Annotated in this window: 20 protein-coding genes; 10 read left to right on the forward strand and 10 right to left on the reverse strand. The window is 71.6% G+C overall.

What is annotated here, in order from left to right; translation table 11 throughout:
* Positions 1-25: 25 nt before the first annotated feature.
* From OG570_RS35835 to OG570_RS35845, 3 genes are read left to right on the forward strand one after another with little or no spacing between them, the layout of a single operon-like run.
* A complete protein-coding gene (locus OG570_RS35835) occupies positions 26-1,951 on the forward strand; it encodes a prolyl oligopeptidase family serine peptidase (protein WP_326953323.1) in 1,926 nt (641 codons plus the stop codon).
* Complete coding sequence (locus tag OG570_RS35840; protein WP_326953324.1) at positions 1,948-2,853, forward strand: S66 peptidase family protein; 906 nt, start codon at positions 1,948-1,950, stop codon at positions 2,851-2,853. Before OG570_RS35835 ends, OG570_RS35840 begins: the two co-directional genes overlap by 4 nt.
* Positions 2,850-3,263: a TIGR03668 family PPOX class F420-dependent oxidoreductase gene (locus tag OG570_RS35845; protein ID WP_326953325.1), complete on the forward strand. Its 414-nt coding sequence runs from the start codon at positions 2,850-2,852 to the stop codon at positions 3,261-3,263. Before OG570_RS35840 ends, OG570_RS35845 begins: the two co-directional genes overlap by 4 nt.
* Before the next feature lie 79 nt (positions 3,264-3,342).
* Here OG570_RS35845 and mptB read toward each other — a convergent pair whose 3' ends face one another.
* From mptB to OG570_RS35870, 5 genes are all read right to left on the reverse strand, one after another.
* Positions 3,343-4,878, reverse strand: coding sequence for a polyprenol phosphomannose-dependent alpha 1,6 mannosyltransferase MptB (mptB, locus tag OG570_RS35850; RefSeq protein WP_247051740.1), 1,536 nt, complete (start codon positions 4,876-4,878; stop codon positions 3,343-3,345).
* A gap of 82 nt (positions 4,879-4,960) precedes the next feature.
* Positions 4,961-6,610 (reverse strand): ABC transporter ATP-binding protein, encoded by a 1,650-nt coding sequence (locus OG570_RS35855; protein WP_326953326.1) that lies wholly within the window; start codon positions 6,608-6,610, stop codon positions 4,961-4,963.
* On the reverse strand, positions 6,607-7,509 hold the full coding sequence (locus tag OG570_RS35860) for an ABC transporter permease (RefSeq protein ID WP_326953327.1): 903 nt from the start codon (positions 7,507-7,509) through the stop codon (positions 6,607-6,609). Before OG570_RS35860 ends, OG570_RS35855 begins: the two co-directional genes overlap by 4 nt.
* The gene (locus OG570_RS35865) at positions 7,506-8,525 is read right to left on the reverse strand and encodes an ABC transporter permease (RefSeq protein ID WP_326949573.1); all 1,020 of its coding nucleotides are present in this window, start codon (positions 8,523-8,525) and stop codon (positions 7,506-7,508) included. The genes OG570_RS35860 and OG570_RS35865 overlap by 4 nt, the downstream gene beginning before the upstream one ends.
* A gap of 3 nt (positions 8,526-8,528) precedes the next feature.
* Positions 8,529-10,361 carry an ABC transporter substrate-binding protein gene (locus OG570_RS35870; protein WP_326953328.1) on the reverse strand — a complete coding sequence of 611 codons (1,833 nt, stop codon included), beginning with the start codon at positions 10,359-10,361 and terminating at the stop codon, positions 8,529-8,531.
* 180 nt (positions 10,362-10,541) lie between these two features.
* On the opposite strand from OG570_RS35870, the gene OG570_RS35875 reads away from it, so the two are divergent.
* Positions 10,542-11,369 carry a M55 family metallopeptidase gene (locus OG570_RS35875; protein WP_247051735.1) on the forward strand — a complete coding sequence of 276 codons (828 nt, stop codon included), beginning with the start codon at positions 10,542-10,544 and terminating at the stop codon, positions 11,367-11,369.
* Positions 11,362-12,660, forward strand: a complete 1,299-nt coding sequence (locus OG570_RS35880) for a M20/M25/M40 family metallo-hydrolase (protein ID WP_326953329.1) — start codon at positions 11,362-11,364, stop codon at positions 12,658-12,660. Before OG570_RS35875 ends, OG570_RS35880 begins: the two co-directional genes overlap by 8 nt.
* Positions 12,661-12,806: 146 nt before the next feature.
* Here OG570_RS35880 and OG570_RS35885 read toward each other — a convergent pair whose 3' ends face one another.
* Both OG570_RS35885 and OG570_RS35890 read right to left on the reverse strand, forming a co-directional pair.
* Positions 12,807-13,451, reverse strand: a complete 645-nt coding sequence (locus OG570_RS35885; protein ID WP_326953330.1) for a class I SAM-dependent methyltransferase — start codon at positions 13,449-13,451, stop codon at positions 12,807-12,809.
* A gap of 41 nt (positions 13,452-13,492) precedes the next feature.
* Complete coding sequence (locus OG570_RS35890; RefSeq protein WP_326953331.1) at positions 13,493-13,690, reverse strand: hypothetical protein; 198 nt, start codon at positions 13,688-13,690, stop codon at positions 13,493-13,495.
* Positions 13,691-13,841: 151 nt separating this feature from the next.
* Between OG570_RS35890 and OG570_RS35895 the strand changes: the two genes are divergently transcribed.
* Both OG570_RS35895 and OG570_RS35900 read left to right on the forward strand, forming a co-directional pair.
* Complete coding sequence (locus OG570_RS35895) at positions 13,842-18,152, forward strand: GH92 family glycosyl hydrolase (protein ID WP_326953332.1); 4,311 nt, start codon at positions 13,842-13,844, stop codon at positions 18,150-18,152.
* Between the two features lie 86 nt (positions 18,153-18,238).
* Positions 18,239-18,778 carry a YciI family protein gene (locus OG570_RS35900; protein WP_326953333.1) on the forward strand — a complete coding sequence of 180 codons (540 nt, stop codon included), beginning with the start codon at positions 18,239-18,241 and terminating at the stop codon, positions 18,776-18,778.
* Positions 18,779-18,785: 7 nt separating this feature from the next.
* Here OG570_RS35900 and OG570_RS35905 read toward each other — a convergent pair whose 3' ends face one another.
* A complete protein-coding gene (locus OG570_RS35905; protein WP_326953334.1) occupies positions 18,786-19,559 on the reverse strand; it encodes an alpha/beta fold hydrolase in 774 nt (257 codons plus the stop codon).
* A 67-nt stretch (positions 19,560-19,626) separates the two neighbouring features.
* Between OG570_RS35905 and OG570_RS35910 the strand changes: the two genes are divergently transcribed.
* Both OG570_RS35910 and OG570_RS35915 read left to right on the forward strand, forming a co-directional pair.
* The gene (locus OG570_RS35910) at positions 19,627-22,749 is read left to right on the forward strand and encodes a GH92 family glycosyl hydrolase (protein WP_326953335.1); all 3,123 of its coding nucleotides are present in this window, start codon (positions 19,627-19,629) and stop codon (positions 22,747-22,749) included.
* Positions 22,746-24,839, forward strand: coding sequence for an FUSC family protein (locus OG570_RS35915; protein WP_326953336.1), 2,094 nt, complete (start codon positions 22,746-22,748; stop codon positions 24,837-24,839). Before OG570_RS35910 ends, OG570_RS35915 begins: the two co-directional genes overlap by 4 nt.
* 381 nt (positions 24,840-25,220) lie before the next feature.
* On the opposite strand, the gene OG570_RS35920 is transcribed toward OG570_RS35915, so the two are convergent.
* Positions 25,221-25,589 (reverse strand): VOC family protein, encoded by a 369-nt coding sequence (locus OG570_RS35920; RefSeq protein WP_326953337.1) that lies wholly within the window; start codon positions 25,587-25,589, stop codon positions 25,221-25,223.
* Entirely contained in the window at positions 25,589-25,990 is a 402-nt protein-coding gene (locus OG570_RS35925; RefSeq protein ID WP_326953338.1) for a nuclear transport factor 2 family protein, read from the reverse strand. Before OG570_RS35925 ends, OG570_RS35920 begins: the two co-directional genes overlap by 1 nt.
* 105 nt (positions 25,991-26,095) lie before the next feature.
* On the opposite strand from OG570_RS35925, the gene OG570_RS35930 reads away from it, so the two are divergent.
* A complete protein-coding gene (locus OG570_RS35930) occupies positions 26,096-26,554 on the forward strand; it encodes a MarR family winged helix-turn-helix transcriptional regulator (protein WP_326953339.1) in 459 nt (152 codons plus the stop codon).
* Positions 26,555-26,588 lie beyond the last annotated feature (34 nt).

Consider the following 26,588-nt stretch of genomic DNA (forward strand, 5'->3'; position numbering starts at 1 on the left):
GTTCCCGGGCCGCTAGCCTCTGGGGGTGTCTCCGATCTCCCCGTACGGAACGTGGTCCTCGCCCATCACCGCCGCCGAGGTGGCCGCCGCCGGCGGCGGCCCGCAGTGGCTCGACGTCGTCGGCGAAGAAGTGTGGTGGGCCGAAGCAAGGCCTGGTGAGCAGGGTCGCGTGGCCCTCGTGCGCGCGGTGCCGGGCGGTGGGACCGAGGACGTGCTCCCGGCGCCGTGGAACGTCCGCAACCGGCTGCACGAGTACGGCGGGAGGCCGTGGGTGGCCGTCGGCGGTGTGGTGGTGTTCACGCACTGGGCCGACCAGCGGGTGTACGCCCAGCGGCCCGAAGGTGTGGTGGCGCTCACTCCGGAGCCCGCGCGGCCCCAGGCCGTCCGCTACGGCGACCTCGGACCGGGCCGGCCCGGTGAGGTCTGGGCGGTGCGCGAGCGCAGTGTCGGCGAGCGCCCGGCCGACATCGAACGTGAGCTCGTCGCGATCGCGGTGGCCGACGGCGCCGAGCGGGTGCTGGGCGCGAGCCACCACTTCCTGACCGCGGCGAAGCTGTCCCCGGACGGGCGGCACGCGGCGTGGTTCGGCTGGGACCACCCGGCGATGCCGTGGGACGGCACCGAGCTGTGCGTCGCGCCCGTGCTCGAAGACGGGACGTTCGGGCCGCACCGGGTGGTCGCGGGCGGCGCGGACGTGTCCGTCTGCCAGGTCGAGTGGGAGTCGGCGGACACGCTGCTGGCGCTGCTGGACCCGGACGGCTGGTGGAACCTGCACCGCGTCGGCCTCGACGGGACGCTGACCAACCTCGCGCCGGTCGAGCAGGAGCTGGGCGGGCCGCTCTGGAAGCCGGGTGCGCGGTGGTTCGTGTCGCTGGGCGGCGGCCGACACGCGGTGCTGGCGTCGAGCCGGCTGGCCGTGCTGGACGAGGCGGCCGGGTCGGTAACGACCGTGGCGCACCAGCTGACGGCGTGGTCGAGCACCGGGCTCGCCGCCTACGACGACGGCGTCGCCGGGGTCGCGGCCGGGCCGATCCGCGAGGCCGGCGTCGTGCACTACGCGATCGACGCGGACCTGCTCACCGACCTGACCGAGCAGCCGGAGCTGGCCGTGGCCCACGTGCCGGTGCCGGACGAGCGGGTGTTCACGACGGCGGACGGCGAGACCGTGCCGGTGGTGCTCTACCCGCCGTCCAACCCGGAGTTCATCGCGCCCGAGGGCGCGGTGCCGCCGCTGCTGGTGCACGTCCACGGCGGCCCGACCGGGCAGCACCTGCCGGTGCTGGACCTGGAGATCGCGTACTTCACCAGCCGCGGGTTCGCCGTCGCGGCCGTCAACTACGGCGGCTCGACCGGCTTCGGCCGCGCTTACCGGGAGCGGCTGCGTGAGCAGTGGGGTGTCGTCGACGTCGCCGACTGCGTCGCGGTGGCCGAGGCGCTGGTGGCGGCCGGGCTGGCCGACGGCGAGCGGCTGGCGGTCCGGGGCGGCAGCGCCGGCGGGTTCACCGCGGCGGCGTCGCTCACCACGACGAAGACCTACCGCGCGGGCACCGTGATGTACCCGATCGTGGACCTCGCCGGGTGGACCGGCGACGGCGGCGAGACGCACGACTTCGAGTCGCGGTACCTGGAGGGCCTGGTCGGGTCGCTGCCCGCGCACCGGCAGCGCTACGTAGACCGGTCGCCGCTGGCGAACGCCGGGGCGCTGGCCGGGCCGGTGCTGTTCCAGCAGGGCCTGGAGGACCGGATCTGCCCGCCGGAACAGGCGGACCGGTTCGTCGCCGGGCTGGCCGGGCGCGGGATCCCGTACGCCTACCAGCGGTTCCCCGGTGAGCAGCACGGGTTCCGCCGCGCGGAGACGATCGTCGCGGCGCTGGAGGCCGAATTGTCCTTCTACGGCCAGGTGTTCGGGTTCGAGGCGCCGGGTGTGCCGCGGCTGGAGCTGTCGCGATGAGGCCACCGCGGCTGCGGGCGGGCGACACGCTCGCCCTGGTGGCGCCGGCCGGGCCGGTGCCCGCGGACCTGCTGGAGAAGGCACTGCCGGTGCTGCGCGGCTGGGGTGTCGAGCTGCGGATCGGGCCGTGCGTGCGCGCTTCGGCGGGGTCGCCGCCGTACCTGTCCGGTTCGGACGCCGCGCGGGCGGCGGAGTTCACCGAGGCGTGGTGCGACCCGGGCGTGCGGTGCGTCCTGGCCGCGCGCGGTGGCTACGGCGTGCAGCGGATGCTGGATTTGGTCGACTGGACGGCGTTGCGCGCGGCGGGGCCGAAGGTGCTGGCCGGGTCGAGTGACGTCACGGCGTTGCACCGGGCGGTGGACGTCCACTTGGGACTGTCCAGTTTGTTCTCCCCGATGCCGGCGAGCGTGCTGTTCGACGACGTCGCGGTGGAGCACCTGCGGCGCGCGTTGTTCGAGCCGGAGCGCAACCTCGTCGTACGGGGCACCGCGGCTTCGACCCTGGTGCCGGGCCGCGCGTCGGGGACGCTCGTGGGCGGGAACCTGTCGTTGCTGGCGGGCGGCATCGGCACGCCGGAGCACGGGTCGGCGCGCGACGCGGTCGTGCTGCTGGAAGACGTCACCGAGAGCGTCTACCGGCTGGACCGGATGTTGACGCAGCTGCTGCGCAGCGGCTGGTTCACCGGCGTCCGCGGGATCGTGCTGGGCTCGTGGGCGGCATGCGGCGCACCGGCGGACGTCGAGGCGCTGCTGCTGGAGCGGCTGGGGCCGCTGGGGGTGCCGATGGTGGGCGAGTTCGGGTTCGGGCACGTGGCGTCGTCGCCGACGTTGCCGCTGGGCGTGCCGGTGACCCTGGACGCGGACCTGGGGACGCTGACGTTCGACGCCCCGGCGCTGACATGAGGCTGCCTCCCGAGGAAGCCCGCACCCGGTTCGCCGCCGCTCGGGTGGCCCGGCTGGCGACGGCGTCGGCGTCCGGTGTCCCGCACCTGGTCCCGGTGACGTTCGCGGTGCACGGCGACCGGATCGTGTTCGCGGTGGACCACAAGCCGAAGTCGACGACGGCTCTGCGTCGGCTGGCGAACATCGCGGAGAACCCGTCGGTGAGCTTCCTGACCGACGGCTACGACGAGGACTGGTCACGCCTGTGGTGGACCCGCGCGGACGGCGTGGCGAGGGTCCTCGCCGACACGGACCGCGCCGAGCCGGTGTCGTGGCTGGTGGCGAAGTACGAGCAGTACGCGGAGCGGCCGCCGGAGCACGCGGTGGTCTCGACCCTGGTCCGCACCTGGCGGGGCTGGGCCGGGTCGTGAGTGTTTAGGAGGGTTAGAACCCTCCTAAACACTCACGACAAGCCGCGGCAGACCCGGTACAGCGACGGAATTCGGTCGCCTAGTCGCGGATGAACTTCTCCGGGCGGCGCCAGGCGTCGATGAGCCCGAGCGGGTCCGGGCGCAGCAGGGACGCCGCCGAGTAGAGGCTGGCCACGACGACCAGGGCGATGAACCACCAGTCGTAGAGGGCCTGTTCGCCCGTCGGGTAGTAGACCAGCGTCACGAACACCACGACCGCGACCACGACCGCGAGGTGGCGGGGCTGCCACTTGAACGCCGACAGGAGCACGAAACCCCAGGTCAGGTACCACGGCAGGGTCGGCGGCATGAGGATCGCCACCGCCAGCAGCGAGATGCCGGCGCGGTAGACGGCCTCGTGGCCGCCGCCGCGGGCCAGCCACCACTGGCGGACGCCGAAGGCGACCAACAGGAGCATGCCCGCCGCGCGGGCGACCGTGACGAACGGCGAGACCTGGACGTCCACCACCAGGTGCACGAGGTTGTAGAAGACCTCGCCGATGCCGGTGGGGATGTTGAGCCAGTTCGCGATGAGCTGCGGGGCCTTGAGGCCGGACCACCAGCCGAGGTTGAGCGACCCCAGCGAGATCCACGTGCCGGCGACGAACACCGGCAGGAACAGCCCGACCGAGGCGGCGCCGGCGCGCAGGAAGTTGCGGACCTTCGACTCGCCCGCCATGTGGTTGGCCCACATCCAGACGATGAACGGCAGTGCGATCGCCGCCGTCGGCTTGATCAGCATGCCGATCGTGACCAGGACGACCGCGAGGACGTGCTTGCGTTCCAGGGCGGCGAGGACGCCGATGGTGAGGAACGCGAGCATCATCAGGTCGTTGTGCGGGCCGCCGAAGAGGTGGATGACCATCATCGGGCTGGCCACCGCGAGCCACAGCGCGACCGGGAGCTTGCCGCCGAGGTGCTTGACCAGTCGCGGCAGCGCCCACAGCGTGCCGGCCAGGCCGACCAGCAGGACCAGGCGCATCAGGATGACGCCGAGGATCATGTTGTCGCCGGAAACGGCGACGACGCCCTTGGAGATCAGCAGGAACAGCGGCCCGTACGGCGCCGGGGTGGTCTGCCAGAGCGGGTGGACGTTCTGCACCACGTTCGGCAGCACGTCGAGCTCGGCGGGCCCGTTGGCGTACGGGTCGAGGCCGTAGAGCAGCTGGGCGCCCTGGCCGAGGTAGGAGAAGACGTCGCGGGTGAACAGCGGCGGCGAGATGAGCAGCGGCGCCATCCAGCAGCCGGCGGCGACCAGGATCGGGCGGCTGCCGACGCGGCCCTGCAGGACGTAGCGGCCGAGCCGGACCCACGCCCACACCACGAGGCCGAAGCCGGTGTAGAGGACGGCGTTGGCGAGCATGCGCCCGTGGCCGTAGCGGATCCACGAGAGCGGGCCGTGGCCGAGCACGGGGTCCTTGATCAGGATGCCGCCGGCGCCGAAGGCGGCGAGCATGAGCAGCGTGCTGCCGACGGTGCCCATCGCGATCGTGCGGTACGGGAATCGCGAGGGCACGAGGAGTCGCTCGGCCAGTCCGGTCGAGGACGTCTGCGCGGGGTCGGTGGTGGTCGCCATTTCCGTTCGGAGGTTACACACCTGGCCGAGGTGACCTTTCCGCAGTGCCGGGTTTCGATGGGACGAGCCCGGCACCGCGGTTTCAGGCCCGCGCGGTCCGGCGCTGGGCGGTACCGCCGGGCAGGGCGGCCAGCAGGGATTTCGTGTACTCGTGGTGCGGGTCGAGCAGGACCTGTTCGACGGTCCCGGTTTCGACGAGCTCGCCGCGGTACATCACGGCGACGCGGTCGGCGATGTTCCAGGCCAGCCCGAGGTCGTGGGTGATCACCAGCCCGGCTAGGCCGAGCTCGCGGCGCAGCCGCAGCAGCAGCCCGAGGATCTCGCCGCGGACGGACGCGTCCAGCGACGCGACCGGCTCGTCAGCCACCACCACCGACGGTTCCAGCGCCAGGGCCCCGGCGATCACGACGCGCTGGCGCTGGCCGCCGGACAGCTCGTGCGGAAGTCGGTCGGCGTACTTCTCCGCCGGCCGCAGTTCGGCGGCCTCCAGCGCCCGGTGCACGACCGCGCGCTCGTCGCGCAGGCCGTGGATCCGGGGACCTTCGGCGACGGCCTCGTAGACGGTGTGGGCCGGGTTGAGCGCGCTGGTCGGGTCCTGCAGCACCAGCTGGACCTGGCGGCGGTAGGCCTTGAGTCCGGACCCGCCTGACGGCACCGGTTTTCCGGCGTAGCGGACCACGCCGGAGTCGGGTTTCTGCAGGCCGAGCAGGGTGCGGGCGAGCGTCGTCTTGCCGGAGCCGGACTGCCCGACCAGTGCGACGATCTCGTCGCGCGACACCGTGAGGTCGACGCCGGCGACGGCGTCGATCCGCTTGCCGGTGCGGTCGCGGAAGGACACCCGCAGGTTCTCCGCCGCCAGCAGCGGCTCACCGCCGGCCGCGCGGGACGCCGGTTCGGGCGGCAGCGGCGTGCTGGTGGCGGGGGCGAACCGGGACACCGGGTCGCCGACGGTCGGGAACGCCGCCGCGAGGGCCTGGCTGTGCGGGTGCCGCGGGTCGGCCATCAGCTCGGCGCTGGGGCGTTCCTCGACGATCTCGCCGTCGTACATCACCGCGATGCGCTCGCAGGTGGCGGCGAGCACGGACAGGTCGTGGCTGATCATGACCAGCCCGATGTCCTGTTCGGCGACCAGCCGCGAGAGCAGGGCGAGGACCTGGGCCTGGACGATGACGTCCAGCGCCGTGGTCGGCTCGTCGGCGATGATCAGCCGGGGCGAGCAGGCCAAGGCCATCGCGATCATGACGCGCTGCTTCTGCCCGCCGGAGAGCTCGTGCGGGTAGGCGCCGGCGCGGCCCGGGGGCAGGTCGACCTGGGTGAGCAGGTCGGCGACGCGGGCGTCGATCTCGGTGTCGGACAGCATCTTGCCGTCGGTCGGGTGCAGCCGCAGCGGCTCGGCGATCTGCTCGCCGATCTTGCGGACGGGGTTAAGCGCGTGCATGGCGCCCTGGAAGACCACGGACGCCTCGGCCCAGCGGACCGCGCGCAGCCGGCCCCACTTCATGGCGGTGACGTCTTCGCCGTCGAGGAGGATCTCGCCGCTGATCTTGGCCGTGCGCGGCAGGAGGCGCAGGACGCTCATCGCGACCGTGGACTTGCCGGAGCCGGACTCCCCCGCCACGCCGAGCGTGCCGCCGGGGTCGAGGGTGAGGTCGACCCCGCGCACGGCGGGGATGTCGCCGCCGGCCGTCTCGTAGGTGACGGTGAGGTCCTTGAGCTGCAGCAGCGGGGTCACTTCTTCAACCTCGGGTTGAGCACGGTCTCCAGTCCCCGGCCGACCAGGGTGAAGCAGAGCACGACGAGCACGATGGCGATGCCCGGCGGGAGCAGGTTCCACCAGGCGCCGCGGGTGACGGCGCCGTTGTTGAGGGCGGTTTCCAGCATCGCGCCCCAGGAGACGGCGTTCGGGTCGCCGACGCCGAGGAAGGCCAGGGTGGCGTCGGCGATGACGGCGTTGCCGACGACCAGGGTGGTGTTGGCCAGCACGAGCGGCGCGACGCCGGGCAGGACGTGCTTGCCGACGACGTGCAGGTGGCCCCCGCCCAGGGCCCGGGCGCGCTCGATGTAGGGCCGGCTCTCGATGGTCAGCGTCTGGGCGCGGACCAGCCGCGCGGTGCCGGGCCAGGAGGTCAGGCCGATCGCGACGATGACCGTGGTGACGCCTTGGGGCAGCACGGCCGAGAGCGCGATGGCCAGCACCAGCGAGGGCAGGACCAGGAAGAAGTCGGTGAACCGCAGCAGGATCGTCGAGACCCAGCCGCCGAAGTGGGCGGCGGTGATGCCGATGAGCGTGCCGATCAGCACGGACAGCACGGTCGCGGAGAACCCGACGAGCAGCGAGATCCGGGCGCCCCAGAGCGTCATGAGCAGGACGGACCGGCCGTCGATGTCGGTGCCGAGCCAGTACTGGCCACTCGGCGGGCGCAGCGCGCCGCCATCGGCCTTGGTGACGTCGAGGCCGCCTTCGTCGCTGATCACCGGCAGCAGCAGCGCCATGACGACGGTGAGGGCGAGCAGGATCAGCCCGGTGAGCGCGCCCTTCTGGGCGGCGAACTCGGTCCAGGTGCGCGCCGCGGACTGGCGGCGCCGCCGCCAGGCGATCGCCCGCGGCGATTCGATGGACTCGGTGGTCATGAGGTGCGCACCCTCGGGTCGAGCACGCGGTAGAGCAACTCCGCGAGCAGGTTCATCAGCACGACGGCGCCGGCGAGGACGACGAAGACCCCTTGCAGCACCGGCAGGTCCGGGCCGTGCAGGGCCTGGTAGGTCAGCTGCCCGAGGCCCGGCCAGCTGAACACCGCCTCGACCGACACGGCGCCGGCGACGACCGCGCCGAACTGCATGAACACCAGCGTCGTGGTGGGCAGCAGCGCGTTCGGGACGGCGTGGCGACGGCGGACGAGGTCGTCCTTCAGCCCCTTGGCGCGGGCGGTGGTCAGGTAGTCGGCGTTCATCTCCCCCAGCAGCGACGAGCGCATGATCAGCATGTACTGGGCGTAGAACACCGCCAGCAGCGTCACGCACGGCAGCACCAGGTGGTGCAGCACGTCGAGGGTCTGGGAGAAGACGTCCGGCGCCGCGTCCGGGGAGTGCATGCCGCGGCTGGGGAACAGGCCGTTGGTCGCGACCAGCAGGATCAGGCCGAGCCAGAACTGCGGGACCGACCACAGCGTGAGCGCGATGCCGGTCTGGGTGCGGTCGAACACGCTGTCGCGGCGCCAGGCCGCACGCGTGCCCAGCCACAGCCCGAGCGCGATGGCGAGCACGGTCGCGCTGCCGACCAGCAGGATCGTCGGCCAGAGGCGTTCGCCGATCATGTCCGCGACCGGGCGCTGCTCCAGGTAGGACGTACCGAAGTCGCCGTGCAGCAGCTTCCACAGGTAGTCGCCGAACTGCTGGAACACGGGCCGGTCGACGCCGAGGCGCTCCCGGATCTCCGCGATCTGCTTCGGGTCGGTCGGCCGGTCGCGGATCATCGTGGCGACCGGGTCGCCGGGCAGCATCCGGAACAGGAAGAAGAACAGCACGATCACCAGCAGGATGCTGACGAGCGCTTCGACGACCTTCTTGAGGACGAACCGGGCGGTGCCGGTCCCGCCGCGGCGCTCGTCGGGGTCGACGAGCGCCGCGGCTTGTTCGGGGGCGGTCACGCGCTACTCGCGGTCTTCGGACGTCTTGTTGCGGCGGCTGATGATGACGAGCCCGCCGGCCACGATCACCACGACGATGACGCCGACGACGATCCACACGACCGTGCCGCTGTCCCCGGAGTCGGCCGAGGCCTCGGTGCCGGCCGGGGTGGCGCCGTAGACGCCCCAGTAGCCGGACTGCTCGAGGATCGCGCCCTCGGGCTGCGGCTGCTTGGCGAAGCCGGAGAACTTGTCCGAGCGGTACGCCTCGAGCGCGTTCTGGTAGTCGAGCACGACGTTGACGGCCTGGCCGGCCAGGCGGGCCTGGGCCTGCTTCACCGTGGCGGCCCGCTGCGTGTCGTCGGTCTCGGTGAGCTGCTTGGCGCGCAGCGCGTCGAACTCGGGGTCGCAGAAGAACGTGTCGGTCGTGGCGCCCTTGCCCTGGGCGTTCGGCCGGGCCGCGCAGGTGTGCAGCTGCAGCGCGGAGTCCGGGTCCGGGTTGGTCGCGTAGCCGGAGATCGCCAGGTCGTAGTTGCCGGCCGTGGTGCGGTCGTTGAGCTCGTCGTCGGAGACGAGCTCCTGCTTGACTGTGATGCCGATGTCCTTGAGCCAGCCGGAGACGTACTGCGCGAGCCGCTGGTCGTAGGGGCGGTTCGCGTGCCCGGTCAGCCGCAGTTCCAGCTTCGCGCCGCCGGGGGCGGCGCGGACGCCGTCGGAGCCCTTGACGTACCCGGCCTGGTCGAGCGCGGTGTTGGCGCCGGCGATGTCGAACCCGACCTTGTCCGCGCCGGAGGGCTCCCAGTGGTAGGCCTGGTAGATCGGCGGGACGATGCCGGTGCCGAGCTGGGCGTGGCCGCCGGCGACCCGGTCGACGATCGTCTGCTTGTCGATGGCCTGCACGATGGCCTTGCGCAGCCGGATGTCCTTGAGGACCGGGTTGCCGTTGCCGATCGGCTGGTTCTGGTTGTTCTGGACGCCGAAGTTGAGGTTGATCTCGTCGTAGCGGCGGCTCGGGGCGGCGTTGGTCGTGATGTTCGGCTGGCCGTTGAGCGAGTCGAACTGGGTCGGGGTGAGCCGGTTGATGACGTCGACCTCGCCCTGGCGCAGCGCGTTCACCGCGGCCTCGGCGTCCTTGAAGATGAGCAGCTGCAGTTCGTCGACCTTCGGCGCGGTGCGCCAGTAGTCCTTGTTGGCCTTGAACTTGACGTACTCGTTCTGCTTGTACTCGGTGAGCTGGTAGGGCCCGTCGCTGACGCCCACGACCGAGATGTCGTCGGTCTTGGGGTCGTTGAGGTCCTTGATCGGCGCCCAGATGTGCTCCGGGACGATCGGCACGTCGAGCAGGTTCATGTCCGACTGCACGGTCTTGGTCTTGATGACCAGCGTGGTGTCGTCGGGCGCGGTGACCGTGTCGAAGTTGGTCACGTAGCTGCCGTTGGCGGTGCGGGCGTTCTCGTCGGTCAGCATCCGGTTGAACGTGAACGCGGCGTCCTTGGCCGTGACCGGCTGCCCGTCGCTCCACTTGGCGCCGGAGCGGATCTTGTACGTCCAGGTCAGCTTGTCCGCCGACGGCGTCCACGACTCGGCGAGCGCGGGCGAGGCCTGCGCGGTCTCGGCCGAGGGGATGGTGAGGAACTCGTAGATGAACCGGCCCACCTGGGTGGACGCCGCCAGTGACGCGGTGAACGGGTTCAGGTGGTCGATACCCGTGGTCAGCGCGACCCGCAGCACCTTGCCCTGCTGCGCCTGCGCCGGCGCAGCGAGCGGGATCGCCCCCAGTGTCGCGACGGCGACGATCGCCGCCACGCGGCCGAACCGGCCGGGTCTGCGTTGGAAATGCACCAAAAACCACCCCATCGTTCTCGCTGTGAGCCTCCCCAAGGACGAGAAGTAACCACATACCCGGACAACCGCGCAATATGTTGCCACCTCGGCAGGTGTCCGATCGTTATCGACCGGACAAAGTTCACGCTGCGTGACATTCGGAAGGCGGGATTCGGTGCTCGTGGGTCGCGCGGGCTGGTTAGAGTGCCCCGCATGCGCATCATGATCTCGGCGGACATGGAGGGCGCCACCGGCGTCACCTGGACCGACGACGTCGTGCCCGGTTCGCCGCAGTGGGACCGCTTCCGGCGGCTGTTCACCGGCGACGTCAACGCGGTGCTGGCCGGGCTGTTCGACGCCGGGGCCGGCGACGTCCTGGTGAACGAGGCGCATTCCTCGCAGCGGAACCTGCTGCTGGAGGACCTCGACCCGCGGGCGCGGCTGCTGACCGGGCGGCACAAGCCGCTGTCGATGATGCAGGGCGTCGACTCCGGTGTGGACGGTGTCGTCTTCCTGGGCTATCACGCCGGTGCCGGGTTCGACGGGGTGCTTTCCCACACGTACCTGGAGAACCAGATCACCGGGGTGTGGCTGGACGACGTCCCGGCGAGCGAGGGCCGGTTGAACGCGGCGATGGCCGCGGAGTACGGCGTGCCCGTCCTGCTCGTTTCGGGTGACGACGAAACGTGCGAAGACGCGCGTGATTACGCACCGGACGCGGAGCTGGTCCAGGTGAAGGAGTGCGTCAGCCGGTACGCGGCGATCTGCCTGCCGCCCGCGCGCACGGCGGAGCTGCTGACGACCGCGGCCGCCGACGCGATGGCGCAGGCCGGCCGCCTGGAGCGGCGGGTCGGGCCGCACCGGATCGAGGTCGAGTTCGACGCGAGCCACCTGGCCCAGGCCACCGCGGTGATCCCGACGGTGGAGCAGATCGGCGTCCGGCGCGTCGGGTTCGACGCGGTGACGATGACCGAGGCGATGAAGGCGTTCAAGGTCGTGACGGCGATCGCGGCGGGGGCGGTGCAGGGCATCTATGGCTGACGTGGCCGACGCTGTCCAGCTCTGCGCGGACTTGATCCGGTTCGACACCACCAACCGCGGTGGGGGTGACGCTTCGCCGGAGCGGCCGGCGGCGGAGTACGTGGCCGCGTTCCTGGACGGGCTCGGCATCCCGTCGAAGATCTTCGAGGCCGCGCCGGGCCGGGCCAGTGTGATCGCGCGCGTCGCGGGCACCGACCCGTCGCTGCCCGCCCTGCTGGTGCAGGGCCACCTGGACGTCGTCCCGGCGGACGCCGCGGACTGGTCGGTGCCACCGTTCTCCGGCGAGGTCCGCGACGGCTACCTGTGGGGCCGCGGCGCGACCGACATGAAGGACTTCGTCGCGATGGTGCTGGCCGCGCTGGCCGGCGGGGTGCGGCCGCGGCGTGACGTCGTGCTGGCGTTCGTCGCCGACGAGGAGGACCGCGGCGACTACGGCGCGCACTGGCTGGTCGCCGCGCACCCGGAGCTGTTCGAGGGCTGCGCGGCGGCGATCAGCGAGTCGGGCGGCTACACCTACCACGTGCCGGCGGCGGACGGCCGGATCGTGCACCTGTACCCGGTCGGGACGGCCGAGCGCGGCACGGCGCACCTGCGCCTCACCGCGCGTGGCCGCGCCGGGCACGGGTCGCGGCCCAACGACGAGAACGCCGTCACCCGGTTGGTGGACGCGTTGCACCGGATCGCGGCGCACCAGTGGCCGGTGTCGCTGACCCCGACGGTGCAGGCGTTCCTGGAGCGGACCGGCGCGGCTTTGGGCATCCCGGTGGATCTGTCCGATGTGGACGTCACGGTGGCGGCTCTGGGTCCGGCGGGCGGGCTGGTGGTGCCGACGGTCCGCAACAGCACGACCCCGACGATGCTGGACGCGGGCTACAAGGTGAACGTGATCCCGACGACGGCGACCGCCCAGGTCGACGTCCGGGTCCTGCCGGGCACCGAGGACGCGCTGTTCGCGGAGCTGGACGAGCTGCTCGGCGTGGGCGTCACGCGGGAGTTCGTCGCGCACCAGCCGCCGGTGCAGGCCCCGGTCGATTCGCCGTGGTTCGCCTCGATGGCCGCGGCTTTGCAGGCCGAGGACCCGGAGGCGGTAGTGGTGCCGTACTGCATGGGCGGTGGCACCGACGCGAAGGCGTTCGCCCAGCTCGGGATCGTGAACTACGGCTTCGCGCCGCTCTGGCTGCCGGCGGGGTTCCCGTACCGGGCGATGGCGCACGGGGTGGACGAGCGGGTCCCGGTGGAGGGCCTGCACTTCGGGACGCGGGTGCTGTCCCGGTTCCTGGAGAGCTGCTAGACGTCCCGAACCTCCGCGACGCGCGCCTCCGCCTCTGCGCTGTGCCGCAGGGGTCGTGAGTGTTTAGGAGGGTTAGAACCCTCCTAAACACTCACGACAAGCCGCGGCAGACCGCTTACCGATGAGTCGCGGGCGGGCCGGGCGCGTTACCGGGTGAAGGTGGCCCAGTGGCGGGCGCCGTCGCGGACCGTGCCCAGGCTGACCAGGCGTACGCCGTCCTGGGCGATCGACTCGATCTCGGCGCGGCTGAACGGCCACGGCGGGCTGACCCACGTCTCGACGTCCGTGCTTTCCTCCGCGACCTCGCTGACCAGCGCCGTGCCGCCCGGGGCGAGGAACCCGGCCAGCGACGTGAGCGCCGCGGGGCGGAAGTCGCGGGGCATCGCCTGGACGTTCATGATCTCGACGACCAGGTCGAACGCCTGGTGCCACTCCCCCGGCGGCTTCAGCAGATCGGCCACGACGTAGTCCACCGCGGACTCCGGGAAGCGGACGCGGGCGGCCTCGACCGCCGTCGGGGCGACGTCGAAGCCCGTCACCGCCCACCCCGCGGCCGCCAGCAGTTCGGAGTCGTCGCCGAGGGCGCTGCCGACCACCAGGGCGCGGCGGCCTTCGCCGGGGTGCTCGGCCGCCCAGGTCACCAGGTCCGCCTGGGGCTTGCCACGGGTCCACGGGACTTCCGCCTCACCGCGGGCGGCGGCGGTGTAAAGCTCGTCGAACCACGCGGTCGGGTTGCCCTCGGCGAGCGAGGCACGGGACAGGACACGGTCGGCGGGCTCCGAGGTCGACATGATCACGACTTTAGCGACGACCCCGGAGCCGCGTGACCGATTTACCGCGCGACCGGGCCGGTCGCGGCGACGACGGTGGCCGCGGTGATGTGGGTGGTGGCGCCCGGCAGGGTGAACCCGCGGGCCGGATCGCCGCAGGCGGTGCTCGGCCGGACGGTGGAGCCGGTGGCCGCCGGGGTGAAGGCGGTGGTCACGAGCAGGGGCGTCACGACCGCGGCAATGGTCCGGACGGTTCTCACCAGGTCCCCCGGTGGTTGGGTTGTCCAGTTCTGGCCAGGTTTGCCGACCGGTCTTGACATCGATGTCACCCGCGCGTTTGTCTTCCTACGCGCCGCCGGTTTCCCCGTCGCGCGGTGCCGTTGTTCATCCCCTCCAGAGCTTGGAGCAATGATGCCCCGAAGCGCCAGACCACCGGTCGCCATGATGCTGGCCGCCACCGTGGTCGCCGCCGGCCTGGTCGCCCTCCCCGCGGCCGCTTACGCCGCCGAGGACGCCCTTCCCGCCGACTTCTCGTCCTCGTTCGAGCCGGGTGACCCCCAGCCGACGTGGACCGACACCGTCGACACCGACGCGGCCGGGAAGCCGCGCGCGTTCGGCGTCAACGGCGCGAACGGCACCGCGATCCCCGGCGACATCCGCGGCAAGGTCACCGAGACCAGCGCGAGCAGTGAGAACACCGACGGCGGCGAGGTCGTCGCCAACCTCGTCGACGGCACGCCGGACACGAAGTGGCTGTCCTGGGACCCGACCGCGTGGGCGCAGGTGAACCTGTCGGAGGCCACGTCGGTGACGCACTACGCGATCACCTCGGCCAACGACCACGACGAGCGCGACCCCAAGGACTGGACCCTGCAGGGGTCGGACGACGCGCAGACCTGGACGGACCTGGACAAGCAGGCCGGCCAGACGTTCAGCGCCCGGTTCCAGCAGAAGGACTACAAGCTGGCCGCGCCGAGCGCGCCGTACAAGTTCTTCCGGCTGAACGTGACGGCCAACAACGGCGGCGACATCCTGCAGGCCGCCGAGCTGCTGCTGGCCAACGACGACCCGACGCCGCCGCCGCTGCCGAACATGCGCAGCTTCACCGACTCCGGCCCGACCGGCGGGTACACGAACAAGAACCGCGCCGGCTTCACCGGGCTCAAGGCGTTCCGCTACTCCGGCAGCCAGACCGAGGCCGGGCACGGCTGGTCGTACAACAAGGTCTTCGACGTCAACGTCCCGGTCGTCGCCTCGACCGAGCTCTCGTACAAGGTGCAGCCGCAGTTCATCACCGGCGACCTGAAGTACCCGAGCACCAACGTCGCGATCGACCTGGCCTTCACCGACGGCACCTACCTGCGCAACCTCGGCGCCACCGACCAGTACGGCTTCCCGCTGACCCCGGAGGGCCAGGGCGCCTCGAAGGTGCTCTACGCCAACCAGTGGAACCTGGTGCGCTCGGCGATCGGCTCGGTCGCCAAGGGCAAGACCATCGACCGGATCCTCGTCGGGTACGACAACCCGAACGGCCCCGGCACGCTGCAGGGCTGGCTGGACGACGTGAAGGTCTCGGCCACGCCGACGCCGCCGTCGAGCACCCGGCCGAGCGACAACGTCGTGACCACGCGCGGCACGATGGCCAACAGCACGTTCTCCCGCGGCAACAACTTCCCCGCCACGGCGGTGCCGCACGGGTTCAACTTCTGGACGCCGGTGACCGACGCCGGGTCGAGCAGCTGGCTCTACAACTACAGCACCCAGAACAACGCGCAGAACCTCCCGCAGCTGCAGGCGTTCAGCGTGAGCCACGAGCCGAGCCCGTGGATGGGTGACCGGGAGGCGTTCCAGGTGATGCCGTCCGCGGCCACCGGGGTGCCCGACGCCAACCGCGACGCGCGGGCGCTGCCGTTCAAGCACAGCGACGAGGTCGCGCGGGCGCACTACTACGGCGTGCAGTTCCAGAACGGGATCAAGACCGAGATCGCGCCGACCGACCACGCGGCGATGATGAAGTTCTCGTTCCCGGGCGCGGACTCGAGCCTGATCTTCGACAGCGTCAACAACTCCGCCGGGCTCACGCTCGACCCCGCCACCGGCACGCTCTCGGGGTACACCGAGACCAACGTGTACGCCGGCGCGGGCCGGATGTTCGTCTACGCGACGTTCGACAAGCCGGTCACCACGGGCGGCAAGCTCACCGGGCAGGGCCGCGACAACGTCACCGGCTACCTGCGGTTCGCCGCGGGCGCCGACAAGACCGTGAACATGAAGATCGCGACGTCGCTGATCAGCCTGGACCAGGCGAAGAAGAACCTCGCCATGGAGATCGCCCCGGCCGCGACGTTCGACTCGGTGCGTGACGCCGCGCAGAAGGCGTGGGACGACCAGCTCAAGGTGATCGAGGTCGAGGGCGCGTCGAAGGACCAGCTCACGACGCTCTACTCGAACCTGTACCGGCTGTTCCTGTACCCGAACTCCGGGTTCGAGAACACCGGCACCGCCGCCAAGCCCGCCTACAAGTACGCGAGCCCGGTGTCGCCGAAGACCGGCCCGGACACCGCGACCCAGACCGGGTCGAAGGTGGTCGACGGCCAGACCTACGTCAACAACGGGTTCTGGGACACCTACCGCACGACGTGGCCGGCGTACTCGCTGCTCACGCCGGACATGGCCGGGAAGATGGTCGACGGGTTCGTGCAGCAGTACCGCGACGGCGGCTGGATCGCGCGCTGGTCCTCCCCCGGGTACGCGGACCTGATGACCGGCACCAGCTCCGACGTCGCGTTCGCCGACGCCTACCTCAAGGGCGTCAAGAACTTCGACGTCAAGTCGGCCTACGACGCGGCGCTGAAGAACGCCACGGTGACCCCGCCGAACTCGGCGGTCGGGCGCAAGGGCCTGGACCAGGGCACCTTCCTCGGCTACACGCCCAACACCGCCAGCGAGGGCTTCTCGTGGGCGATCGAGGGGTACGTCAACGACTTCGGCATCGCCAACCTGTCGAAGAAGCTGGCCGACGAAGCGGCGCCGAACGACCCGCGCAAGGCGGAGTACCAGGAGAACTACGAGTACTTCACCAGCCGCGCCCAGCAGTACGTGAACCTGTACGACCCGAGCATCGGGTTCTTCCAGGGCAAGGACGCCAGCGGCAAGTTCACCAAGACGAAGGACCAGTACGACCCGCGCTCGTGGGGTGGCGACTACACCGAGACCGACGGCTGGGGCATGGCGTTCACCGTGCCGCAGGACGGCAAGGGCCTGGCGAACCTCTACGGCGGTCAGGCGGGCCTGGCGAACAAGCTGGACCAGTTCTTCGCCGACCAGGAGACCGCCAACTACCCGGGTTCCTACGGTGGCGTGATCCACGAGATGCGGGAAGCGCGGGACGTGCGGATGGGCCAGTACGGCCACTCCAACCAGCCTTCGCACCACCTGCTCTACATGTACGACTACGCGGGTCAGCCGTCGAAGACGCAGGCGAAGGTCCGTGAGGCCCTCTCGCGGCTCTACAACGGCGCCGAGATCGGCCAGGGTTACGCCGGCGACGAGGACAACGGCGAGATGTCCGCGTGGTACATCTTCAGCGCGCTGGGCTTCTACCCGCTGCAGATGGGCAGCCCGAACTACGCGATCGGGTCGCCGCTGTTCAAGAAGGCGACGATCCACCTGGCCGGCGGCAAGGACCTGACGATCAACGCGCCGAAGAACAGCGCGAAGAACGTCTACGTCCAGGGCGTGAAGGTCAACGGCAAGGCCTACAGCTCGACGTCGCTGCCGCAGGACGTCATCGCCAAGGGCGGCACGATCGACTTCGACATGGGCCCCAACCCGTCGAAGTGGGGCACCGCCCCGAACGACGCGCCGACGTCGATCACCAAGGACAACGCGGTGCCGACGCCGTTGCACGACGAGACCGGTCCGGGCAAGGGCACGCTGTCCACTTCGGACGGCTCGGACGCGGGGGCGTTGCTCGACAACACCTCACGCACCCAGGCCGCCGTCACCGGCGCCCTGCAGTACCAGCTCAACTCGACCGACGAAGCCGTCAGCCACTACACGCTGACGTCCCAGACCGGTGCGGGCGACCCGAAGAGCTGGACGCTGAAGGGCTCCTACGACGGCAAGACGTGGGCGGTCGCGGACCAGCAGACGAACCAGAGCTTCGCCTGGCGGCAGCAGACCCGCGCGTTCAAGGTGGCCAACCCGGCGCACTACGCCTACTACAAGCTCGAAGTCACCGCGACCAGCACCGGCGCCCCGGCGCAGCTGGCCGAGTTCGAGCTGCTGGGCAAGCCGGACGTCTCCTGCACGCAGACCATCACCGGTGACCGCAAGGGACCGCTGAACGTCTCGAGCGGCACGGTGTGCCTGCAGGACGCGACGGTGTCGGGTCCGGTCACCGTGGGCGGCGGCGCTTCGCTGATCGTCCGCGGCGGCGAGGTCAAGGGCCCGCTCGCGGCGACGGGTGCCGCCCAGGTCGTGCTCAACCGCACGAAGGTGGACGGCCCGGTGGCGATCACCGGGGTGACCGGTCAGGTGTCGATCGAGCTGACGACCATCGGCGGCCCGGTGGCGCTGACCGCCAACCACGGGCCGGTGCTCACGTCGAGCACGATCGGCGGCCCGCTGGCGTGTGCGATCAACTCGCCGGCCCCGACGGACTACGACCTGCCGAACACCGTCCGCGGCCCGTCCGCCGGGCAGTGCGCGAAGATCTAGTCCCGCAGTAGCCAGGTCCGTGAAGGCCTCCTTACCGGCTCTTACCGCCGGGAAGGAGGCCTTCACGGCTTTCGGAGGGGGGTGAGATGGAGTTCTTCTGCTACCACCGGGACCGGCCCGGCTCGGCCGGGTTGCGTCAGGAGCTGCGGGAGGCGCACTGGACCTACATGGACCGCTTCCCGATGATCGCCCGCGGCCCCACGATGGACGGGGACACGCCCACCGGCAGCGTCCACGTCCTCGACCTGCCGGATTCCGCCGCGGCCCGCGCGTTCGCCTTCGACGAGCCGGGCTACCAGGCCGGGGCGTACCGGGACGTGCTGCTGCGCCGGTGGCGCAACTCCCTGGGCCGCACCATGGGCGACTTCCCGGGCGGGCGCACCGGTGGCCGCCGGTACCTGGTGCTCGGCCTCGGTTCCGGCACACCGGCCGATCTCGAGGTCCCGCCGGGACGGGACGAGCTGATCGCGTACGGGCCCCTGCTGTCCGACGACGGCGAAGCGTGGCTCGGGACGGCGGTGCTGCTGCGGGCCCCGGACCCGGACGCCGCCCGCGCCGTCCTCACCGCGGACCGCTACGCCGCGATCGAGGTGCACGCCTGGCAGTTCGGCGGCCGTCCCGCCTGAGCTTTCGTCAGGGGCGGCGCAGGCCGGCCAGTTCCTTGGCTAGGGCGTCGGCGAAAGGGCCCGGTTCGGACACGAAGCCGAGGTGGTCGCCGGGGAACTCGACGTAGCGGCAGGCCAGGTGCTCGGCCTGCAGCCGCGCGGCCTGGGCGTGGCAGGCGTCCCGGTTGCCGGCACCGGCGGCGGTGACCACCGGGATCCCGGTGCGGCGGACGGCGTCGAGGTCCGGGATGGACAGGGCGATCGGCAGGAACTCCCGGCGCAGGAAGTAGTCGGCGGCCGCCGGTTCGGCGAAGTCGGCCGGGGACGCGCCGAGCAGCTCCAGTGCCGGCACCGCGCCGCGCTGCGTGTAGGTGGTCCGGACCTGCCGGGCGAACGCCAGCCGCTGCGGGGCGTCGGGCAGCAGCGCCAGGCTGGGGGCGTCGTGGACGACGAGCTCGGTGACGACGTCCGGCTGGTGCGCGGCCAGCTCGAACGCGATCGACCCGCCGCCGCCCTGGCCGAACACCACCGCGCGGGCCGTGGCGGGGCGGGCCGAGCGGATGACCGCGGCGGCGTCCCGGGCCTGCTGCGCCAGGTCGAAGTCGGTGTCGCGGCCGGTGCTGCGCCCGGTGCGCCGCCGGTCGTAGGTCACCACGGTGTAGTCGTCCGACAGCTGCTCCGCGAGACCGGCGTAGCGCGTGGCGTCACCGCCGAGGCCGGCGATCAGGAGCAGGAGCGGGCCGGCGCCCCGGAGGTCGTAGGTGAGGTCGGCGCCCTCGTGCCGGACGGTGTGCGTGCCCACGCGCCCCTCCCCCTGCGTCGAGTCTGCCGGGCCACACGCTACGCCGTTCGGCCGATACGGTGGGCACATGTCCGACGCCGTGTTCTTCTCCTCTTTCGAAACCGGTGACCCGCAGCCGGTGGACCCCGCGCTGCGGGTCGATCGTGGGCCGGACCGGTCCCCCACGGCCAAGACCGGCGTCGGCTTCACCGGGGCCCGCGCCCTGCGCTACACCGCGCGTCCGTACGGTGTCCTGTTCGAACTCGACGCACCCGTCACCGACCGCACCGAGCTGTCCTATGTGGTCTTCCCGCGGTCCGACGGGGAGATCCCGGCCTACCACGCGACCTGGGTCAGCCTCGACGTCGAGTTCGCCGACGGCACGTCCGCCGGGTTCGACCCCGTGGACGACAAGACGCTGTGGGTGGACCAGTGGAACCCCGTCCGCCGCGCGCTCGGTGCGTTCGCCGGGCGCCGGATCGCCCGGATCGTGCTGCGGACCGCGTCACCGGACGGCGAGATCACCGGCTGGCTCGACGACGTCCGGATCACCGAGCGGGAAGACGCGCCGCGCGAACCCGCCGACCTCGTCCACACCACCCGCGGCACGCACTCCAGCGGCGACTACTCCCGCGGCAACAACTTCCCCGCGACGGCGGTGCCGCACGGGTTCAACTTCTGGACCCCGGTCACCGACGCCGGCGTCACCAACTGGATCTACTCCTACCACCGCCACAACGACGAGCAGAACCGTCCGGCACTGCAGGCGTTCGCGCTGAGCCACCAGCCGAGCCCGTGGATGGGCGACCGGCACACCTTCCACATCATGCCCGGCACCGGGCCGGTCGAACCGGACCGCCGCAAGCGCGCCCTCGCCTTCTCCCACGACGACGAGACCGACTCGCCGCACCACTACGGCGTCCGCTTCGCCAACGGCATGACCGCCGACCTCGCCCCGGCCGACCACGCGGCGATCCTGCGGTGCACCTTCCCCGACAAGCACGGCTGGCTGCTCTTCGACAACGTCGGCCACCGCGGCGGCCTCCGGCTCAACGCCGACACCGGCGTCGTCACCGGCCACACCTGGGTCCGCAGCCGCCTCTCGGCCGGCGCCCGCCGGATGTTCGTCTACGCCCAGACCGACGCCCCGGCCACCCGCGGCACCAAGTACCGCCGGCCCTGGCGGCGCGTCTCGGGTTACTTCGAGTTCGACGGCCCCGAGGTGACGCTGCGGATCGCGACGTCGCTGATCAGCCTCGCCCAGGCCAAGCGCAACCTCGAACTCGAGATCCCGGCCGGGACGACGTTCGAGCAGGTCCGGGCGCAGGCGCGGGAGCGGTGGCAGGAGCAGCTCGGCCGGATCGAGGTCGAAGGCGCCACCGACGACCAGCGCACCACGCTCTACTCGAACCTCTACCGGCTGTTCCTGTACCCGAACAGCGCGCACGAGAACACCCCGAAGGGGATCCGGCACGCGAGCCCGGTCGTGCCCCGGCGGTGGCCGAGCACCCGCAAGCGCACCGGCGCGAAGGTCGTGGACGGCGAGATGTTCGTCAACAACGGCTTCTGGGACACCTACCGCACCACCTGGCCCGCGTACGCGCTGCTGACCCCGGCCCACTGCGGCCGGATGATCGACGGGTTCGTCCAGCAGTACCGCGAAGGCGGCTGGATCTCCCGGTGGTCGTCCCCGGGGTACGCCGACCTGATGACCGGCACCAGCTCCGACGTCGCGTTCGCCGACGCCTACCTCAAGGGCGTCCGCGGCTTCGACGTCGAGGCCGCCTTCGACGCCGGGCTGAAGAACGCCACCGTCACCCCGCCGCATCGCTCGGTCGGCCGCAAGGGACTCGACCGGTCGATCTTCCTCGGTTACACGCCGACGTCCGTCCACGAAGGACTGTCCTGGGCGCTGGAAGGCTGCATCAACGACTTCGGCCTCGCCAACCTCTCGACGGCACTTTCCCGTGAAAGCGACGGGCCGCGCGCCCGGATGTACGCCGACTACGCCGCCTACTTCCGCGAGCGCGCGCAGCACTACGTCCACCACTTCGACCCGAAGATCGGCTTCTTCCAGGGCCGCAAGCGCGACGGCGGCCGCAAGTTCGCCCCCGAGGGCTACGACCCCGCCGCGTGGGGCGGCGACTTCGTCGAGACCAACGCCTGGAACACCGCCTTCACCGCACCCCACGACGGCCCCGGCCTCGCCGCCCTGCACGGCGGCAACGCCGGCCTCGAAGCCAAGCTCGACACCTTCTTCGCCACCCCCGAAACCGGCCAGCGACCCGGCGCCTACGGCGGCCTCATCCACGAGATGACCGAAGCCCGCGACGTCCGGATGGGCCAGTACGGCCACTCCAACCAGCCCTCGCACCACATCCCCTACATCTACAACCACGCCGGCGCGCCCGCGAAGACCCAGCGCGTCGTCCGTGAGGTGCTGCGGCGGCTCTACCTCGGCAGCGAGCTCGGCCAGGGCTACCCCGGCGACGAGGACAACGGCGAGATGTCCGCCTGGTACCTCTTCAGCGCCCTCGGCTTCTACCCGCTGGCCGTCGGCAGCCCGCGCTACGCGATCGGCTCGCCGCTGTTCGAGAAGGCGACCGTGCACCTGGGCGACGGCAAGAAGCTCGTCGTCCACGCACCCGGCAACACCGACGAGACGGTCTACGTCCGCGGCCTCACCGTCGACGGCGCACCGCACGACGCCACCACGATCGCCCACGCCACCCTCGCCGGCGGCGCCGAGCTCGTCTTCGACCTCACCACCGAACCGACCACCTGGGGCGCCCCGCCGCCGCCCGCCGAGCAGCCGGCCCCGGTCACCGACCTCACCGGCACCGCGACCAGCTCCGACGGCACCCGCGTCACCGCGCTGTTCGACGACACCACCGGCACCCAGGTCACCTTCCGCGGCGCCGAGCCGGTCGTCGAGTTCACCGTCACCGGCGACCCCCGCGAGGTCACGATGTACACGCTCACCTCCGGCACCCGCCGCGGCGACCCCAGCGCCTGGACCCTCGAAGGCTCCGACGACGGCACCGACTGGACGACACTCGACGAACGCACCGGCGAGCTGTTCCGCTGGCGCCGCCAGACCCGCCCGTTCGTCCTCGCCACCCCGGCCGCGCACGCGCGCTACCGGCTGCGGATCACCGCCACCCGCGGCCGCCGGGCCACCTTCGCCCAGTGGGAGCTGCTCGCCCGATGAACCACCTCCGCACCGCCGCGCTCGACCGGTTCGCGGCGGCCGACCCCGGCCTGGTCCGGCTGCGCCTGGCCGGCTCCGCGGTCCTCGGCATCGTCCTGGCCGTCGGGGCGCTGCTGCCGGCGCACCTGCCGCTGACGGTGATGCTGGTCGGCGCGATCGCGGCGATGATGACGGCGTTCACGGTCAACGACGTCACCCCCGGCGGCCAGGCCGGCACCCTGGCCCTCGCGTTCCTCACCGGCGCCGCGTCGATCACCGTCGCCAGCCTCGGCTCGGTCCTGCCGCCGCTCGACACGATCGTCTTCGTGCTGCTGATCTTCGTCGCGGTCTACGCCCAGCGCTTCGGCCCGCGCGGCACCGCGCTCGGCTCCATCGGGTTCTTCCTGTTCTTCTTCCCGATGTTCCTGCAGACCCACCTCAAGCAGGTCCCGCAGCTGCTGCTCGCGCTCGCCGTCGGCGTGCTGGCCAACACCGTCGTCCGGTTCGTGCTGCTGCGCCGCAACCCCGAGGCCGAGTTCCTCCGGGTCCGCCGCGCCTTCCGCGCCCGGCTCGCCGCCGTCGTCCGCGCCACCGAGGCCTACCTCGCGGTCAACGGCAGCGAACGCACCCGCAAGCAGCTGCGCAGCTCCATCAGCCGGCTCCACGAGTGCGTCCTGCTCATCGAGGACGCCGCCCCCGACGTCGTCGACGCCCGTGCCACCGACCGGCTCCGCCGCCGCGCCATCGAGGTCGAGCTCGCTGTCCAGTGGCTCGCCAGCACCGTGCAGCGCACTTGCTCCGACGAGCTCACCGCCGAAGTCCGCGACGACCTCATCGCCCGGCTCGCCCGCTTCCGCGCCCTGATGGAACGCGACCCGCGCGAACTGCCGCTGATCAGCCAGACCGGCGAGTACAGCCGGATGCTCGTCGAAGGCAGCCGGATCGACGAGCACGCCGCGCCCGGCGACGGCGTCCGCAAGGCCCTGGCCGAACTGGCGCTGGCCGACGACCGCGCCCAGCGCGCCGCCGACCCGGAGACCTCGACCGACCCGCTCGACGCCGAAGAGGACGCCGACGAGCCGACGCGGAAGTTCGCCTACGACAACCAGACCCGCAGCGCCATCCAGGCCGTCGTCGGCGGCGGGCTCGCCGTGCTCGGCGGCGCGCTCGTCTCCCACCAGCGCTGGTACTGGGCCGTGCTCACGGTGTTCGTGGTCTTCATCGGCGCCTCCAGCGCCGGCGCCACCTTCGTCAAGGGCGTCCGCCGCCTCGGCGGCACCCTGATCGGCATCTTCGGCGGTGTCCTGCTCGCCCTGCTGGTCGCCGGCAGCACCCCGGCCACCCTCGCGCTGATCCTGGTCTGCGTGTTCGGGATGGTCTACACCGCGCGCGTCTCGCAGGTGGTGATGGCGTTCTTCGTCACCAGCATGCTGGGCCTGCTCTACAGCCTGCTCGGCACGTTCAGCTTCGCGGTGCTCTGGATCCGCGTCGCCGAGACCGCCGTCGGTGCCGCCGCCGGGATCCTCGCCGCGGTCGTCATCGTCCCGGTGCGCACCCGCTCGGTCATGCTCGACAACATCACCGAAGTCCTCGACGAGCTCACCGAGTTCCTCGAACACGCCGAGGGCCTGCTCGCCGGCGAGGAGAACGTCAACATCATCGAGCTCTCCCGCGACCTCGACCGCGCCGTCGAGCAGGTCCGCACCACGATCGAACCCCTCACCCACCCGGTGAACCTGCGCAGCGCCCGCCGCGACTACGGCTGGCACGTGCTCACCACGCTGGAGACCATCGCGTTCCGCGCCCGCCACGTCGCCGCTCGTGCCCAGCCCGGCCAGCTCGCCGGCGGCGACGTCGACCGGCTCCGGCTGTTCACCGGCCGGCTGCTGGCCAACATCGACGTCCTCCGCAAAGCCCTCGACTCACCGGGCGGCCCCACCCCCGGCACGCTCGTGCGCGACGACGGCACCCCCGTCTCCGACCGCATCGAGCAGGCCGAAACCCGGGCCGTCCTCTCCAGCCTCAGCCACCTCGACGAAGGCCTCATCTCCCTCGGCCGCGTCTTCCACGTCGAAGCCACCGATCCCCGGGTACCCGCGAAACGGCCGTGAGGGCGGCGCGGACTCGCCCGGCGAGAGCCGCGTGCTGATCGTCCTTCTCGATCTCCCCGGTACGGCCGTCCCACCTCGTCACAGTGCCGCGCGAGCACGGCCAGCTTGTGCCGGACCGTGCGCCCGCCGTCCGGGACGCCGGTTCCCCGATCGGGCGCTCCGGCCGGTAGTGCGCACCCTCGAACGGCGAGGCGTCTCCGTCCCACATCCGGAACGCCGGCCGGACGGTCTCGTCCAGCCGCTCGAACCGTTCCCCCACCGGCGGGAACGGCAGGCCCATCGCCCGCGCCTCGCCGTCGTGGTGCCCGGTGCCGATCCCGAACCGCGCCCGCCGGGCCACGAGAAGTCCGTGATGCCGATGCCGAACCGCACGACAGCTCCTCAGGCCCGCGTGAGCAGCTCCAGGTTGTGCCCGTCCGGGTCGGCGAAGTAGACGCCCCGACCCCCGAGTTCGTGGTTGATCTCGTCCGGCACCCGGTGGAAGGGGTCGGCCCAGAACGGCGTCCCCGACGCCCGCAGCCGAGCCAGCGCCGCGTCGAACTCCCCGTCGCCGACCAGGAACGCGTAGTGCTGACCCTGCACCGCGCCCTCGGCCATCGCGAAGTCCAGCGTGACGCCGTTCGCCAGCCGCAGCTGGCGGAACGGCCCGGCCACCGGCCCCACCGGCAGTCCGAGGATCCCGGCCAGGAAGCCCGCCGACGCCTCCCGGTCCGACGCCCACACGATCGTGTGGTTCAGCTCCACGCCCATTATGCGGCCCCCGGCGTGAACGGCAGCGGGCCGCCGATCGCGCTGAGGTGGATCCCGGCCAGCCGCCAGCCGCCGTCCTCGCGCACCAGGACGTGCGTGGCGCGGAACTTCCCGTCCGCGGGCGCGCCCTTGAACGACGCGGTCTGCTCGTGGACGCCGATCGCGATCGCCGTGTCCCCGAACTCGCGCACCTCGACGTCACGCCAGTCGAGGGCCTTCGTGACCAGGTCGCCGGTGCGGTAGCGCGCCAGCCACTGCGGCCCGTCCAGGACGAACCCGACCGGGCCGACCAGCCGGAAGCCGTCGGCGACCAACGCGCCGAGCGCCTCGGTGTCACCCCGCACCTCGGCGTCCGCCCACCGGCGTCCCACGGCCCTGACCTGCTCTTCGGTACTGCTCATGATCGCGCTCCCCACCGGGCGGTGACTTGACGACGCAAACGTTAGAAGTCTAACCGTTCGAAGTCAAACGCTTAGACCTCTCCACACCTGCGATACGGTCCCCCCGTGCCACCACCCACCACCGCCCCCATCGGCGTCGTCCTCGCCCGCACCGCCAAAACCGCCAGCCGCGCCTTCGACCACGCCCTCACCGCCGCCGGCAGCTCCCAGCCCATCTGGCAGATCCTCATCTCCCTCAAAACCACCCCCGTCGCCAACCAACGCGAACTCGCCGACGCCGTCGGCATCCAAGGCGCCACCCTCACCCACCACCTCAACGGCATGGAAACCACCGGCCTCGTCACCCGCCGCCGCGACCCCGACAACCGCCGCATCCACGTCGTCGAACTCACCGACCACGGCGAACAGCTCTTCCACCAGCTCGCCACCGCCGCCATCGCCCACGACAAACGCCTCCGCGCCGGCTTCACCGACGACGAGATCACCACCCTCGCCAGCCTCCTGCACCGCCTCGCCGCCAACCTCACCGACCAACCCGCCCCCGAACCGATCCGGCGAGAGTGACTGGACGCACCCGGACGGCGACCACGGAGAGGGA

The organism is Amycolatopsis sp. NBC_01286 (assembly GCF_035982555.1).
GTDB lineage: Bacteria > Actinomycetota > Actinomycetes > Mycobacteriales > Pseudonocardiaceae > Amycolatopsis.